This window comes from Streptomyces sp. NPDC107581 (assembly GCF_055657175.1).
Window position 1 is genome coordinate 1 of the sequence record NZ_JBVKBH010000005.1, and the last position, 12,319, is coordinate 12,319.

Genomic DNA, 12,319 nt, shown 5'->3' on the forward strand with positions numbered 1-12,319 from the left:
GACGAACCACGCCCATCTCTCCCGCCACAAACCGGAGTCCATGCCCACCCAACCCGAACCAACCGATCACGTTCGGAAAGCGGATGGCGTCTCAGCGGCTCGACGACTTGGCCGCGCTCCTTGCCGGACTCGGCCGGCAGTACAGGCTCGAGCTCTCCGACGAGAACGACAACGTCATCGAAGAGCGCCACCACTGACCGGCAGCCTCACGAAACTGCGGACAGAGCCTGAATTCGCGATCCGCATCGACGCCGGGACGGCCCTCAAAAGCCGCACCAGCGCTTACTGCCCCCGTCACTGAGGAGGTCGTCGCGCATCCATCCGGCCCAACTGGCAGTGACATCACTGGCGAACGTCCATGTGTAGGCGCTGGGGCTTCCGGTCGTCCAGCAGTAGTAGTCGACTTGATGCGTACCGTAGATCGTGCCGTTGATCGAGCACGCAGTGCTCGATCCACTGCGCATGTTGATGCCGTTGCCTTTGCTGCTGATCGCGGTCGCGTCGAGGTTGCGCGGCCGGGTCGATCCGCACGCGGCATGTGCATCTGCTGGGGTGGAAAGTGTCAATGGCCCCAGGAGCAGAGCTGTGGCAGCGACAAAGGCTATGTGCAGCGCGCTCTTTCTCACAGATTCTCCTCGCCGACAGGCAGAGCCCAAAGCATCCTTGCCGACACCGTACGAGCTGACGTTGAAACGGCAACAGTAAAGTTCAGGACGAATCGTGGTGGGCCGTGGCAGGCCGTCGTCGGCCGGGGCCGCCACTTCGGCATCGGCGCGTGCCCACAACAGCGGGGCGAGCCATGGGCACTGGCGTGAAACGGCAGGCGGACGCCGACCGGCTGTGCGGTGCCGTCGACGCGCCGGACAGCTGCCTGCCGCCGTGCGTGGCGGAGTCGGCGCGCAAGACGGCCGGAGTGCTGAAGATGCCGCAGTCGGCCACCGCGTGACGCCAGGGGCGCGGCGTCGTTGGACAGCGCGACTCCATGTGCCGGGCCCCGGGGATGTGATGGCTGATCCCCCGGGGCCCGTGGTGTGTCCGGAGCCGGTCAGAGCGCTTCGGTGGCCCGCGCGGCGGTTTCGGTGTCCGTCACGATGAGCCCCTGCCTCTGGTGGGCGGTGCCGTCCTGGATGACGTGGCCGCGGCCCGGGTGCGCAGTGCCCTTCGGGGCGGGGCCGGCCGCCGGGGCGAGCCGCCGTCAGGTGTCGGCGGCGGCCGGCGCCAGGACGAGGGGCGTGAGCTGGTCGCGGCCCTGCCCAGGCCCCGTTCCCTCGTGGACGCCGCTGCCCTGTCCGGCAGCGCGGTCGGGTCGTCGCCGCCGTGGCCGATCTCGTCGGTCGGGGCTGCCCGGCGGTGTGGTCAGGGGCGGGCCGTCGGGGCGGGAAGCCGTGCTCCAGGACTTCCGCCCGGCGCTGCCGGACGACGAAGCCCGGCTGGACGCACCGGCAGTCCCGGGGCCGGGGCCTTCCCATCAGCGTGTCAGATGTTTTTCCAGGAAGGTGATTTCCGCCTCGACGGCTTCCTCGTGTGCTTCGAGGAAGGGGGCGTAATGCCGGCCCGTCAGGTGGACCACCTCGGACTGCGGTGCGTTGTGGGCCGCCCGGACGGCGGGGCCTGGAAGCACGCTCTGGTCCTGGTCGCACACGACCACCAGCAGCGGGCACCGGATCCGGGAGGCATGGCGGCCGGGCCGGTACCTGCCGAGCTGCAGCACGATCCGGGCGGCGACCGTCTGCTCCCAGTTCGTGTAGCGGTGGCCGGGGTCCAGGGCCCGGTCGCCGTCCATGGCGTCGGGGGTGGTGAGCGAGGCGACCGTGCCGCGGGCGCCGGCGGCCATGACCAGCAGCGGTGGCCGCCCGACGAGGCTGCCGAGCGCGTCCGCGACGCCCCGGCCGAAGAGTCTCAGGAGCGCGAGGGGCGTCATGCAGCGCAGCGCGTGGGGAGCGACGGCGAGGCCGTCGACCAGCGGCGTCTGCGCGATCACGGAGGCCAGTTGTGGATTGTCGGCCGCGACACGGAAGATGTGGCCGCCTGCCAGGGAGAAGCCCCAGAGCGAGATCCTGTGCGGGTCGACGTCGGGCAGAGCGGCCGCGCACTCGATCGCGGCTTGCCAGTCGGCGATCTGCTCACCGAAGCGGACGACTTGGCGCGGTGTGCCCCCGCTCTCGCCGAACCCTCGGTAGTCGAAGGCCAGAACGGCGAAGCCGGCGTCGTTGAACCGTGCGGCGAACAGGTCCGAGGCCGGTTCCTTCGTCACCGAGGTGCCTCCGGCCATGATCACGCAGCCGCCGTTGGACCCCGGGTAGTGCCAGGCGGCGCACGAGGTGTCACCGCTGGCGAAGGTTACCTTTTCGCGTTGTCCGGTCGCGTGCACATGGACCTCCGTGGTCAGTTCTGTCGTTCTGCGGGTTCGGGGATCTGGAGGTTTCGCAAGAGTCGGGCTGCGGCCCGGTGCGAGGCGTCGTCGCGTGGGCCGCATGCCTCCTTCGCCGGGTTGCGGCCGGCGGTCCGGATGGTGCGGGCGGTCAGCCGGTCAGGCCGGGAACCAGATGCGTGGATCGAGGATCATCAAGTACTCCTTGCGTGGGTCGGGTCCGCTGACGCAGGTCAGGGACGAGGGGGGAGCGGATGACATCCATCCTTGGGGCGCGGTCGCGGGGGCAGGCTCCACAGCGCGACGCAATGAGCGAAACTTGCCTTCATGGCGCGTGCATCGGCGGATTCCGTACTGAACCTCGTGGACCAGCGATTGGTGGCCGCGCTGCAGTGCGACGGCCGCCTCACCGCGGAGCACGCGGCCCAGGTGCTGGGTCTCAGCCCCGCCACCGTGCGACGCCGGCTGCATGCGCTCGGCGCCGACGGCACCGTGCGCGTGGTGGTCTCCCCTGCCGCGCGGCCGCGCAACGGGGGCGCGGCCGGAGCCCTGTTCCTGCGTATACGGGTACTGCGCGGGAAGCTCGACACCATCGTGGCCGCACTCGCGGCGCGCGAGGACATCCCGTTCATCGACATCACCACCTCGGGTGACGAGATTTTCGCGGTCGCCCGCACCGAGCCGGGCTCGCGCGACCCGCTGGTCTTCCGTCAGCTGCCCTCCACTCAGGCGGTGACGTCGCTGGAGAGCGCCACCATCCTGCACGTCTTCCGGCTCACCTCCGAGTGGCGGCACCAGGTGCTGAGCGCACCGGAACGCGCGGCCCTGACCCCGGACAAGCCGGTCGGCGGGGCGGCGGCTTCCGATTCCCCGGGCCCGTACGGCGTCGACGCCGATGCCCTGGAGCAGTCCCTCATCGAGGCCCTGGGCCCCGACGCGCGGCTGCCCGCTGCGGCCCTGGCCGCCCGCACCGGACACCCGGAGACCACGGTGCGCCGGCGCATCGTCCAGCTGGCCGCTCAGGGCCGCCTGATCACCCAGGTCCTTGTCGATCCCCGCCGGCTCGGGCTGCCCATCGAGGCCAAACTCCTGCTGCACGTGGCCCCCGACCACCTGGCCGCTGCCGGGCAAGCGCTGGCCGATCATCCTGCCGTGCACGGCGCGTTCGCCACCTCGGGACCCTCGAACCTGCACGCGGCCGCGTACTTCCCGGGCCTGACCGCCCTCTACCGCTTCCTCTCCCATGACCTGGTAGGCCTGGGCATCAGCCACGTCGAGACAGCCATCGTCAGCCGCGCCGTCAAACGCACTCCCTCACCTGACCCTGCCCGGCCCGCCGCAGTCGCCGCCCAGCGCCGCCGGACACGTGCGGGACAGAGCGAAAGCTGAGAGGGGACCCGCCCCGCAGCCGACGGCACCGCCACGCCAGCGGCCACCGCCGCGCCTCACATCTCGCACCTGCCCGCGCCGGCCGGCTTCTGCCGAGAAGCGGACATGGCCTGCGCAGGCCGTCCGGGCTCTTCTGCCTCGTCCCCGGTTGCCTCCTTCCACGCGGTCACGGCCTGTTCGTAGCCCTCGGCGGCCGGCCACGCGGAAACCTGCGGACCGCGGCCGGACCGGTGCATCAGCCTCGTCGCCCCGCAGACGCCGTAGCAGACGTGGAACTTCCTGCCGGTCGGTGTGATCACCCTCGCCGCGGTCCGCACCTGGTTCTCCACCCAGCCATGAGCGGCCGGACCCCGCTCGAGGTACGCGGCCGGTTCTGCCGGCGGTCACGCAATTCCTCACGAGCAGCGCCAGCTTCCCCGCCCAGGCGTTCCACAGGTGCCGCCGGCAGGAAGCCGGGCCCCGGCCCGTCGCCTCAAGGCGCTTTCATTGCCCGGCGGCCACGGTCTCCACATCGCCGCGCCAGGTGCGCTCTTCCGCGCCGGCCAGCCAGAAGAAGACCGGGGGCAGGCCGAGTTCGATCACCGCCAGTACGATCTGAAACCACTGCGGCCAGCCGTGCACGGCGAGCGAGAGCAGCCGGCCCATGCCGCCCAGCAGGAAAACACCGGCCAGACACCGCACCGCCCCAGCCGGGATCGGCCGCTGCCGCGCGGCCCACAGCCACGCCAGCCCGTTGCCGACGAAGCTGGCCCCCATGAACCGGCCCCAGCTGTCGACCGTCGTGCCGGCCGAACCGGCTCCGGGGATCGCCGCGTTGCCGAGGACCACGTGGTACAGGCCGATCAGCACGCAGGACCAGCCCATCAACTGTGTGAGGGTGCGCAGAGTCCTTGCCATGATCCCTCCGAGCTGTTCCGGTGAAGCTTAGTTGACATGTGTCTACTAGATTGGATGTGTTAGTAGACACATGTCAAGTAATCTTCGTCCGTGCCTCCCCGCCAACGGCTCAGCCCCGCCGACCGCCGCGCCCAGCTCCTCACCGTCGGAGCACGGCTCTTCGCCGCACGGCCCTACGACGACGTCCTGATGGAGGAGGTGGCCGAAGAGGCCGGCGTCTCCCGAGCCCTGCTCTACCGCCACTTCCCCAGCAAGCACGCCCTCTTCGCGGCCGTTTACCAGCAGGCTGCGGACCAGCTGCTCGCCGAGACCCGGCTTGACCCCGCCGACTGCCTGGCGGAGCAGCTCATCCAGGGCATGGAGGTCCACCTCGACTACTTCGTGGCGAACCGCAACGCCGTCCTGACGGCGAATCGGGTTCTCGCCGGCGATCCCGTAATCCAGACGATCATGGCGAACGAGCTGGACGCACTGCGCACCCGGCTGCTGGCCGTACTCCCGCTCGCGGACGAGGGCGCCCGTGAAGCCGTGTCCGGCGTCCTGAAAAGCTGGCTGGTCTTCGTCCAGGTCCTCTGTGTCGACTGGCTCACCCACGAGACCTGCACCCGCACCCAGTTGCGCGACGTCTGCGTCGGCGCGATTCTCGGCGCTCTGCGGCCGCTGCTCGCCGAGGACCCCGCCCCCCAGTGGCCGCCCCAGCGGCCCAACACGGGCACGTAGGATCCACCGCACGACGAGGACGGGGCGGCCCGTGCAGTCCCGGCCGGGCCCGAATGCCCGATTGATGCACCGCCGCGGGGTCGACGCCGGCCGGCCGGGCGCGCTGCTGTTCATAACCGAGGACGAACCACGCCTGCTGTCGTGTGGGCAGCAGCACGGAGATGCCGACGTCGAGCTGGGCGAGCACGGCGAAAGCCTCGGCCAGGCGGGCGTCCAGGGCGTAATAGGTGCCGCGTTTGTCGCGGCGCAACCGTTTGAGATGGGCGTTCGCTCCGGTGCGCAGGGTGGTGAGGACGGCGGCAGGCGCGGTCATCGCGGTACCGAAGTACTTGTCACCGATGGTGGTGTTGATCTCGGGCAGGGCGGCGCGCTGAATGGCCTCCAGGACGGCGAAAGCGCGCCCGCACAGGTAGCCGGCTTCCCTGTTGACGCTGTCGAGCGGGGGGCTGAGCCGGTCACCTGGTGATCCTTCCTGTTCGGGTGGAGGGCAAAGCGGAACAGGGCGGTGCGGGGTGGTCGACACGACGGTCGGCGCGGATGCGCTGGAGCGGGTCGGGCAGGAGGCGGGCGGGCGCGGGGCTGCGGTGAGGACGGCGTGCAACAGCTCGCTTTCCAGGCCCTTGAGGGCGCTGCGGGCGACATACCGGCCGGCCTTGGCGTCCCAGCGGCCGGCCGCGAGGACGAGGTGCCACAGCGGCAGGTGGCGGTACTTGTGCTCCCAGCCGTCGTAGACCTGGTGGTGTGCGAACCAGGCGCCGAGGTGGTTGCGGGATGTCGAGCCAGTACAGCACCACCGCACGGGCGTTGTTCAGTCCGAGAGTAAGCGCGTAATGGGCGCTGGGGTCCAAGCGCTCCGCGGCGACCGGGTCCGGGCATCTGCGCAGGGCGTCCAGCTGAGGGTTGAAGCGTGATGGCGTCGAAGACTCCCGTCCTCATCTCGATGGCAAGGGGAATATCTGCATCTGTTGACACCTTGTTGGTGATCATGCGCATCTTCCGTACCTACGCCCGCGCCTACGCCGACGACCTGGATGCGGTGCTTACACCGCTCACCACGGTTACGGGTGAGCCGATCAGCACCCGCTTCACGATGCCGAACGGCTTGGAGTTGGCCACGGTCGGCCGCGTTTTGGTGGTGGCGGGCGATGAGCGAGTACTGGAGCCCTACAGGGCGACAGTGGCCACGCTCATCATCGATGACCTCGACGAGTGCCAGGCGCTGCTCGACCAGACCGGAGCGCAGATCGTGCGCGGTCCGCAGGCCGTTCCCACAGGCAGGAACCTGACTGCCAAGCTGCCAGGCGGCGTCCAGATCGAATACGTGGAATGGGACGACGCCCAGTGGGAACGTGCCGGGGGCCGACCAGCCTAGGGACTCTCCTTCCCGAGTCCGGTGCCGACGAGGCATCCGTCGACGAGAGCGGGCCGGTACTGGCTCTGCCGGAGCCCTTGTCGAAGGGTACGCATCAGGTGGTCGGTGTCGGTGAGGGCGGTATTGGCCTGGCAGCGGCGGCGGAGCAGGGACCAGATGCCTTCGACTGGATTGAGCTGCGGCGCGTGGAGCGGCAGGTAGTGGATGGTGATCCAGTCCTGGGCGTCGATGAACGCACGTAAGCGGCGGTCGCGGTGGACGTTGAGGTTGTCCCATATCGGTGCGAGGGGGCGGCCAAGTTGCTGGTGGGCCGAGATGAGCAGGTCGCGGAAGTCGTTCTACGCGACGCTGCGGCGCCCGCCGGTCTTGTGGTTCGGGTGGACGATCTGCCGGTAGATCAAACGGGAGCGTTCGCCGTGCTCATAGCAGGTCAGAGCCGCGATGGAGATGCGGCGCCAAGAGGCTGTTACAGAATGAGCCGTTCGCAACCGGTCGGGCTTCCGGTCCCGTCTCTCTCCCGGGTGCGGCAACCTACCCATCGCCAGCCGCTGGCCACCGATCTTGGATAGGCTGCGTGCGGAGCCTATCAGGGGGTGTCATGGCGAAGGTCACCATCAGCCTGGACAGTGATCTGGCCATCGAGGTCATGCTGCTGGCCGGTACCCGGAGTCCGCAGGACGCTGTCGAGTTGATCGTCCGAGACTACCTGGCACGGGGTCGCCGCACCGAGGCTCGTGCCGGTAACGCCGCCGACCAGGATCGCCTCGCCGACCGGCGGTCAGCGCCGGAAGAGGGCCGATGAGCACTTCAGGTGCGATCGGCGTGTCGGCTGGTGGTTGAAGGGCCTTCTGGGCAGGCTCCGGCTGGTGTCTATTGATCTTGTTCCCGACGACCTGTGGGAGCGAATAGCTCCGCCGCTGCCAGAGCGGCCGCCCCGACGCCACCGTCATCCCGGACGGCTGCCGGTGCCGGACCGGGTTGCGCTGGCCGGCATCGTGTACGTGCTACGCAAGGGAGTGGCCTGGTGCGCCATCCCAGTCCAGCTCGGGGGTGACCGCCTGGCGTCGGCCGCGGGACTGGACCGAGGCCGGCGTCTGGCCTCGCCTGCATGAGGCACTGCTGACCGAGCTGCGCGCAACCGGCCTGCTGAACATGGACGATGCGGCGATCGACGGCTCACACATCAGGGCCCTCAAAGGGGGGGCTCACGTCGGCCCCTTCACCCGTCGACCGCGGACGCCCCGGCTCCAAGCACCATGTGATCGTCGACCGCCACGGCACGCCCCTGGCCGTTTCCCTGACCGGCGGGAACCGGCACGACATCACGCAGTTGATCCCCCTGCTGGACGCAATACCCCGCATCCGAGGGGTACGCGGACGTCCGCATAGCCGACCCAAACGGCTCTTCGCCGGCCGCGCTACGACTACGACAAGTACCGCCGCCTGCTATGGAAACGCGGCATCAGACCCCTGATCGCCCGACGCGGCGTTGCCCACGGCTCCGGCCTTGGCCACACCCGCTGGGTCGCCGAGCGGACCTTCGCCTGGCTCCACCAGTTCAAACGACTACGTGTCTGCACCTGGTGCTGCTGAGGAAGTTGCAGGCCGCGAAGAAGCTGGACTGGTCGCGGGCGGTGATCGACTCCTCCCATGTGCGGGCCGCTCGACGGGGCCCAAAAGCGGACCCAGCCTGGTCGACCGCGCTCGGCCGGGCAGCAAGCACCATGTCTTCACCGACGCTCAGGGCATCCCGCTCGCGGTGTCGCTGACCGGCGGAAACCGCAACGACGTCACCCAATTGGTTTGAGCGGCAAAGGCGGCCGCACCCTGGGTTCGCTGTTGACAGGGTCTCGCGGACCGTGGCGCAGGCCCTGCCCGCCGAGGCTGGTGACCGTACGGTGACGCCTTGGCGGACCGCGAGGTCGGTACGCCTGTGACAGAACGAAGACGTCTCGGTGGACTGCCTGTAACTCGGTGCGAGATACAAATACTTCCGACCGCATGCACCGCGCCAGTCCTGGGGGAACACCGTGAAGTACACCCGCGTCACCACTCTCGCCGCCATCGGCGTCGCCGCCACCCTCTCGCTCACCGCCTGTGGCGGCGACGACTCCGGGAAGGACTCGCCCTCCAAGAGCTCCTCGTCCTCGTTATCTTCGTCCCCGCAGGGTGGCTCGAAGTCGGAGGGCGGTTCGGGCTCCGGCGGCTCGGAGACCAGCAGCGCGAAGGCAGGCTCCGGCAACGCGAAGTCGGACTCCGGCAAGGACACCGAGGCCGGCGCCGGCGCCGGCGCCGGGAAGAGCACGCAGGAGACCGGCGGCAAGGTCACGTTCTGCAAGACGGAGGACCTGACCATCGACGCCAGGGACGCCGCGCCCGACAAGACCGCCGGCAGGATCGACATCACCATGATCAACCGGGGCTCGACCACTTGCTCGGCGACGGGCTTCGCGGGCGTCGATATCAAGGACGCCGACCACACCTCGAACCCCATCGCGCGCGGCCACGCCCAGCCGCGTATCACGACCCTGAAGCCCGGCGACGCCGCTGTCTTCGACCTCGCCTACGACATCGACAACACCGGCAAGAGCCTCGCGTCCCCGACCAACATCCTGGTGACGCCGCCGAACGAGACCCACACCGTGAGCCTGAAGTGGCCCGCGGGCGCGGGAGAGATCAAGGGCGCCTACACCGACGTCGAGGTCTACCCCACACACACGACCAAGTAAGGGCGTTGCGCGCGGCCGGCGCTGGTGGCTAACCGCCTTATCCAACCAGGATCTTGGCCATCCAGCGTCTCCCCGGCCCGTGTCAGCGATGCTTGGCATGCCCGGCTCGCAGCAGGTCTTCAGGACGTGGACGGCCCGGTGGGTTCCTTTCCGACAGAGACCACCAACCGAGAGGCGGGTGTCCGATATGGCCACTGCGAAGCAGATCGCCCTCGGACTCACGGACCGGTTCGAGGTGGCTGCCGAATGCGTCCTTGACGAGCTGGCCACCGCTGTGGAGCTCGCGGTACAACCTGGCAAGGTCGGCACCGTCCCCGTCCGCCCCGGAAGGGGAGAGCAGGCGTCCACCGGCGGCTCGTCCGGTCGACGACATGGCCGCTGCCGCCACCGTCTCTCTTTGCTGCAGCGCTCGCCCCGGAGCCTGCACGAGATGCTCGAAGCCAGGGCATTGGCGCTGCTCAGCAGGTGTTCTTTCTTCCTCAAGTCCGCAGGTCAGGGCGGTCGTATCACCGGTGTGCCGACTGGTCGGACTCCAGCGCAGCGAGCCACTGGTCGAGAGTCTCAGCGGTATGTGAGCCGAGTGCTGCGCTGATCCATGCCTGGGCGCGATGCCAAGCCGGCTCAGCATCGGCAAGCGCCTGGTATCCGGCCTCTGTGACGGTCACCCGGGTCGTCCGACCCGTGGACGACGTCGCGGCGACCTGTACAAACCCGCGCTGCACCAAACCATCGAGGTTGCGGCTGACTGTCGAGCGCTCCAGGCCGAGCCAGTCGGCGATCTCCGACGGTCGCGCCGGACCGTCGAAAAACGCCAGCTCGGAAAGCACCTCAAGCTGCGGAGCGGTCAGTCCGAACTGCCGCAACTCCGCGTCGACGCGCCGGCCGACAAGCCGTTGCAACCGCGCGATCCGTCTGCCCAGGCACCCCTCGACCATCTGCCGCGCCTGCCGACGCGACTCGGCCTCACCCACCTGTTGCATTTACACCTCCTTCCTGTACTGTACCCCTCAGAGCATGTGGTGTATATACATCATCTAGGAGGGGCTGTCATGACGGAGTTCAACGAGCTGCTGGAGCGCAACCGCGCGTTCGCCGAGAAGGTCGATCTCGGAAGGCTGGCCATGCCGCCCAAGGAAGCGATGCCCGACAAGCTGCTCCTCGTGCTGGCCTGTGTCGACCCGCGGGTCGAGCCGGCCGGCTTCCTCGGGATCGGAACCGGAGATGCGGGAGTGCTGCGCAACGCAGGCGGGCGCGTCGACGACAGGGTCGTGGAGGACATCGCCTATCTCTCCATGCGCCTGGGTGCGCGGATGGACGTTGCCGTCATCCATCACACGCAGTGCGGGACCGGCATGCTCTCCGAGCCCGCCTTCCGCCACGCATTCGCCGACCGCACCGGTCTGGACGAAGCCACCCTTTCGGAAAGGGCGGTGACCGACCCGACCGAGACCGTGCGCCGGGACGTCGTGAAACTGCTCGGAAACCCGCTGCTGGCCAACGGCGTCATCGCTTCGGTGTCCGGCCACGTACTGCGGCTTGAGACGGGACTCGTCGAGACGGTCGTTGAAGCAACCGCTCCGGCTCAGCCCCCCGCCGCCTGACCAGGTGTCTTCGACCTCCGCCGTGGTGATCGCCGGCTTCCCGCTGGGCCGGCGTCCAAAAAGCCGGAATAGTATCTGGTCGCACTCAGACCAAGACGGGGATGCCCGTAATCATCAGCTTCCGGCATAGTCGGCTATCGACGGACGTACCGCCGCCCTGGAATGCCGTTACCGAAATGCTTTCGCAGAACAGCGACTTCAACCCAACCGGTGGCACGACCGACCTGCGGCCTCGAGGAAGAAGAACGCTTGCTCACGGGCCGTGGTGCGTGGTGAGCAGTCGCGTCTCTGCGGCCGCGCGTTCCCTCTGCCGCCAGGTGCCGGGCGGTTCTCCGTGGTGACGGCGGAAGGCGGCGGCGAAAGCGAAGGGCGAGCCGTAGCCGACGGCGTCGGCGATCTGGGGCAGGGTGAGATCGTCGGCGCGCAGGTGGTCGCGGGCGATGGTCATGCGCCATTCGGTCAGGTACTGCATGGGGGCCCGGTCGAGTGCCTCCCGGAACACCCGCGCGAAGGCGGCCCGGGACAGGCCGCTGATCTCGGCGAGTTCGGGGACCGTCCACGGGTGGGCCGCGTTGTCGTGCATGGCTCGTAGCGCAGTGCCCAGCCGTGGGTCCGCGGATGCCCGGTACCAGCGCGGTGCGGTCGTGCTGCGGCGGAAGTCGCTGCGGATGGCCAGGACGAGGAGCAGGTCCAGGAGGCGATCCAGGACGATCTGCTGGGCGAGTTCGTTCCGGATCAGTTCGCGGGACAGCATAGTGATCACGTCCCGTAGGGGATCGTCGTCGGCCGCCGAGAGGGTCATGACCTGGGGCAGTGCGTCCAGGAGCCCGCTGCCGACGTCGCCGTAGCACTGGTAGGCGCCGCACAGGAACACGGTGGCCTGCGGGTTGTCCCCGGGGCTCGTCCGGGCGTGGCGTGCCCGGAACTCCTCCGGCTCCAGGCATTCGGTGCCCGGCTCGTGTCCGATGTAGTGGTTCGGCCCGCCGCGTACCAGCGTGACGCTTCCCGGGATGAGCTCCACGGCGCTGCCGGGGGTGTCCAGCCAGAGGTAGCCGCGGCCGCGGACGACCGTGTGCACCGAAAGCTGTATCGAACCGCCCAGCCTCAGTCCCCACGGTGGTTCGGCGACCGTACGCGCGAATACCGCGCCGGTGGCACGTGCCCGCACCAGGTGGTCAGTCAGCAGGTCCATGGAATCAGCTTGACCAGCACGAGCACCGAGGGTCAAGGCGTAAGAGCT

The 12,319-nt window shown here is 69.0% G+C and carries 13 protein-coding genes and 5 pseudogenes; 10 read left to right on the forward strand and 8 right to left on the reverse strand.

The window, feature by feature from the left end; genetic code table 11:
* Positions 1–197, forward strand: a 197-nt coding sequence (locus ACZ7P3_RS13385) for a hypothetical protein (protein WP_472081065.1), incomplete at its 5' end; no start/stop codon positions are given.
* A 66-nt stretch (positions 198–263) separates the two neighbouring features.
* On the opposite strand, the gene ACZ7P3_RS13390 is transcribed toward ACZ7P3_RS13385, so the two are convergent.
* Positions 264–626, reverse strand: coding sequence for an SH3 domain-containing protein (locus ACZ7P3_RS13390; protein WP_472081066.1), 363 nt, complete (start codon positions 624–626; stop codon positions 264–266).
* A 173-nt stretch (positions 627–799) separates the two neighbouring features.
* On the opposite strand from ACZ7P3_RS13390, the gene ACZ7P3_RS13395 reads away from it, so the two are divergent.
* Entirely contained in the window at positions 800–946 is a 147-nt protein-coding gene (locus ACZ7P3_RS13395) for a hypothetical protein (RefSeq protein WP_472081067.1), read from the forward strand.
* Between the two features lie 522 nt (positions 947–1,468).
* Here ACZ7P3_RS13395 and ACZ7P3_RS13400 read toward each other — a convergent pair.
* Complete coding sequence (locus ACZ7P3_RS13400; protein ID WP_472081068.1) at positions 1,469–2,371, reverse strand: alpha/beta hydrolase; 903 nt, start codon at positions 2,369–2,371, stop codon at positions 1,469–1,471.
* 327 nt (positions 2,372–2,698) lie between these two features.
* Here ACZ7P3_RS13400 and ACZ7P3_RS13405 point away from each other — a divergent pair, with 327 nt between their 5' ends.
* Positions 2,699–3,760 carry an Lrp/AsnC family transcriptional regulator gene (locus ACZ7P3_RS13405; protein WP_472081069.1) on the forward strand — a complete coding sequence of 354 codons (1,062 nt, stop codon included), beginning with the start codon at positions 2,699–2,701 and terminating at the stop codon, positions 3,758–3,760.
* A 68-nt stretch (positions 3,761–3,828) separates the two neighbouring features.
* Here ACZ7P3_RS13405 and ACZ7P3_RS13410 read toward each other — a convergent pair.
* Positions 3,829–4,128, reverse strand: a pseudogene (locus ACZ7P3_RS13410) (helix-turn-helix domain-containing protein); the annotation flags it as partial.
* A gap of 115 nt (positions 4,129–4,243) precedes the next feature.
* Positions 4,244–4,657, reverse strand: a complete 414-nt coding sequence (locus ACZ7P3_RS13415) for a DUF4345 domain-containing protein (RefSeq protein WP_472081070.1) — start codon at positions 4,655–4,657, stop codon at positions 4,244–4,246.
* A 90-nt stretch (positions 4,658–4,747) separates the two neighbouring features.
* Between ACZ7P3_RS13415 and ACZ7P3_RS13420 the strand changes: the two genes are divergently transcribed.
* Positions 4,748–5,377 (forward strand): TetR/AcrR family transcriptional regulator, encoded by a 630-nt coding sequence (locus tag ACZ7P3_RS13420; RefSeq protein WP_472081071.1) that lies wholly within the window; start codon positions 4,748–4,750, stop codon positions 5,375–5,377.
* 157 nt (positions 5,378–5,534) lie between these two features.
* Here the strand turns inward: ACZ7P3_RS13420 and ACZ7P3_RS13425 are convergent.
* A pseudogene (locus ACZ7P3_RS13425) lies at positions 5,535–6,176 on the reverse strand (type I-C CRISPR-associated protein Cas8c/Csd1); the annotation flags it as partial.
* Positions 6,177–6,362: 186 nt separating this feature from the next.
* Here ACZ7P3_RS13425 and ACZ7P3_RS13430 point away from each other — a divergent pair.
* Complete coding sequence (locus ACZ7P3_RS13430) at positions 6,363–6,749, forward strand: hypothetical protein (RefSeq protein ID WP_472081951.1); 387 nt, start codon at positions 6,363–6,365, stop codon at positions 6,747–6,749.
* Here ACZ7P3_RS13430 and ACZ7P3_RS13435 read toward each other — a convergent pair.
* Positions 6,746–7,210: pseudogene (locus ACZ7P3_RS13435) on the reverse strand (transposase); the annotation flags it as partial. The gene ACZ7P3_RS13430 and the pseudogene ACZ7P3_RS13435 overlap by 4 nt on opposite strands.
* Before the next feature lie 137 nt (positions 7,211–7,347).
* On the opposite strand from ACZ7P3_RS13435, the gene ACZ7P3_RS13440 reads away from it, so the two are divergent.
* The 4 genes and pseudogenes from ACZ7P3_RS13440 (at position 7,348) to ACZ7P3_RS13455 (ending at position 9,478) form a co-directional block, all read left to right on the forward strand.
* Positions 7,348–7,551, forward strand: coding sequence for a hypothetical protein (locus ACZ7P3_RS13440; RefSeq protein WP_472081072.1), 204 nt, complete (start codon positions 7,348–7,350; stop codon positions 7,549–7,551).
* A gap of 64 nt (positions 7,552–7,615) precedes the next feature.
* Positions 7,616–8,342 (forward strand): annotated as a pseudogene (locus ACZ7P3_RS13445) (IS5 family transposase).
* Positions 8,324–8,553: pseudogene (locus ACZ7P3_RS13450) on the forward strand (transposase); the annotation flags it as partial. The pseudogenes ACZ7P3_RS13445 and ACZ7P3_RS13450, both read left to right, overlap by 19 nt.
* Positions 8,554–8,779: 226 nt before the next feature.
* On the forward strand, positions 8,780–9,478 hold the full coding sequence (locus ACZ7P3_RS13455; RefSeq protein ID WP_472081073.1) for a DUF4232 domain-containing protein: 699 nt from the start codon (positions 8,780–8,782) through the stop codon (positions 9,476–9,478).
* A 506-nt stretch (positions 9,479–9,984) separates the two neighbouring features.
* Here ACZ7P3_RS13455 and ACZ7P3_RS13460 read toward each other — a convergent pair.
* Positions 9,985–10,458 carry a MarR family winged helix-turn-helix transcriptional regulator gene (locus ACZ7P3_RS13460; protein WP_472081074.1) on the reverse strand — a complete coding sequence of 158 codons (474 nt, stop codon included), beginning with the start codon at positions 10,456–10,458 and terminating at the stop codon, positions 9,985–9,987.
* 69 nt (positions 10,459–10,527) lie between these two features.
* Between ACZ7P3_RS13460 and ACZ7P3_RS13465 the strand changes: the two genes are divergently transcribed.
* Entirely contained in the window at positions 10,528–11,079 is a 552-nt protein-coding gene (locus tag ACZ7P3_RS13465) for a carbonic anhydrase (protein ID WP_472081075.1), read from the forward strand.
* 253 nt (positions 11,080–11,332) lie between these two features.
* Here ACZ7P3_RS13465 and ACZ7P3_RS13470 read toward each other — a convergent pair whose 3' ends face one another.
* Positions 11,333–12,271 (reverse strand): AraC family transcriptional regulator, encoded by a 939-nt coding sequence (locus ACZ7P3_RS13470; protein WP_472081076.1) that lies wholly within the window; start codon positions 12,269–12,271, stop codon positions 11,333–11,335.
* Positions 12,272–12,319: the final 48 nt, after the last annotated feature.

Bases quoted from the DNA above. Each gene is read 5' to 3' on its own strand.
- ACZ7P3_RS13460 (WP_472081074.1), bottom strand. From the start codon at position 10,458: ATGCAACAGGTGGGTGAGGCCGAGTCGCGTCGGCAGGCGCGGCAGATG.
- ACZ7P3_RS13415 (WP_472081070.1), bottom strand. From the start codon at position 4,657: ATGGCAAGGACTCTGCGCACCCTCACACAGTTGATGGGCTGGTCCTGC.
- ACZ7P3_RS13440 (WP_472081072.1), top strand. From the start codon at position 7,348: ATGGCGAAGGTCACCATCAGCCTGGACAGTGATCTGGCCATCGAGGTC.
- ACZ7P3_RS13465 (WP_472081075.1), top strand. From the start codon at position 10,528: ATGACGGAGTTCAACGAGCTGCTGGAGCGCAACCGCGCGTTCGCCGAG.
- ACZ7P3_RS13405 (WP_472081069.1), top strand. From the start codon at position 2,699: ATGGCGCGTGCATCGGCGGATTCCGTACTGAACCTCGTGGACCAGCGA.
- ACZ7P3_RS13430 (WP_472081951.1), top strand. From the start codon at position 6,363: ATGCGCATCTTCCGTACCTACGCCCGCGCCTACGCCGACGACCTGGAT.
- ACZ7P3_RS13395 (WP_472081067.1), top strand. From the start codon at position 800: ATGGGCACTGGCGTGAAACGGCAGGCGGACGCCGACCGGCTGTGCGGT.
- ACZ7P3_RS13470 (WP_472081076.1), bottom strand. From the start codon at position 12,271: ATGGACCTGCTGACTGACCACCTGGTGCGGGCACGTGCCACCGGCGCG.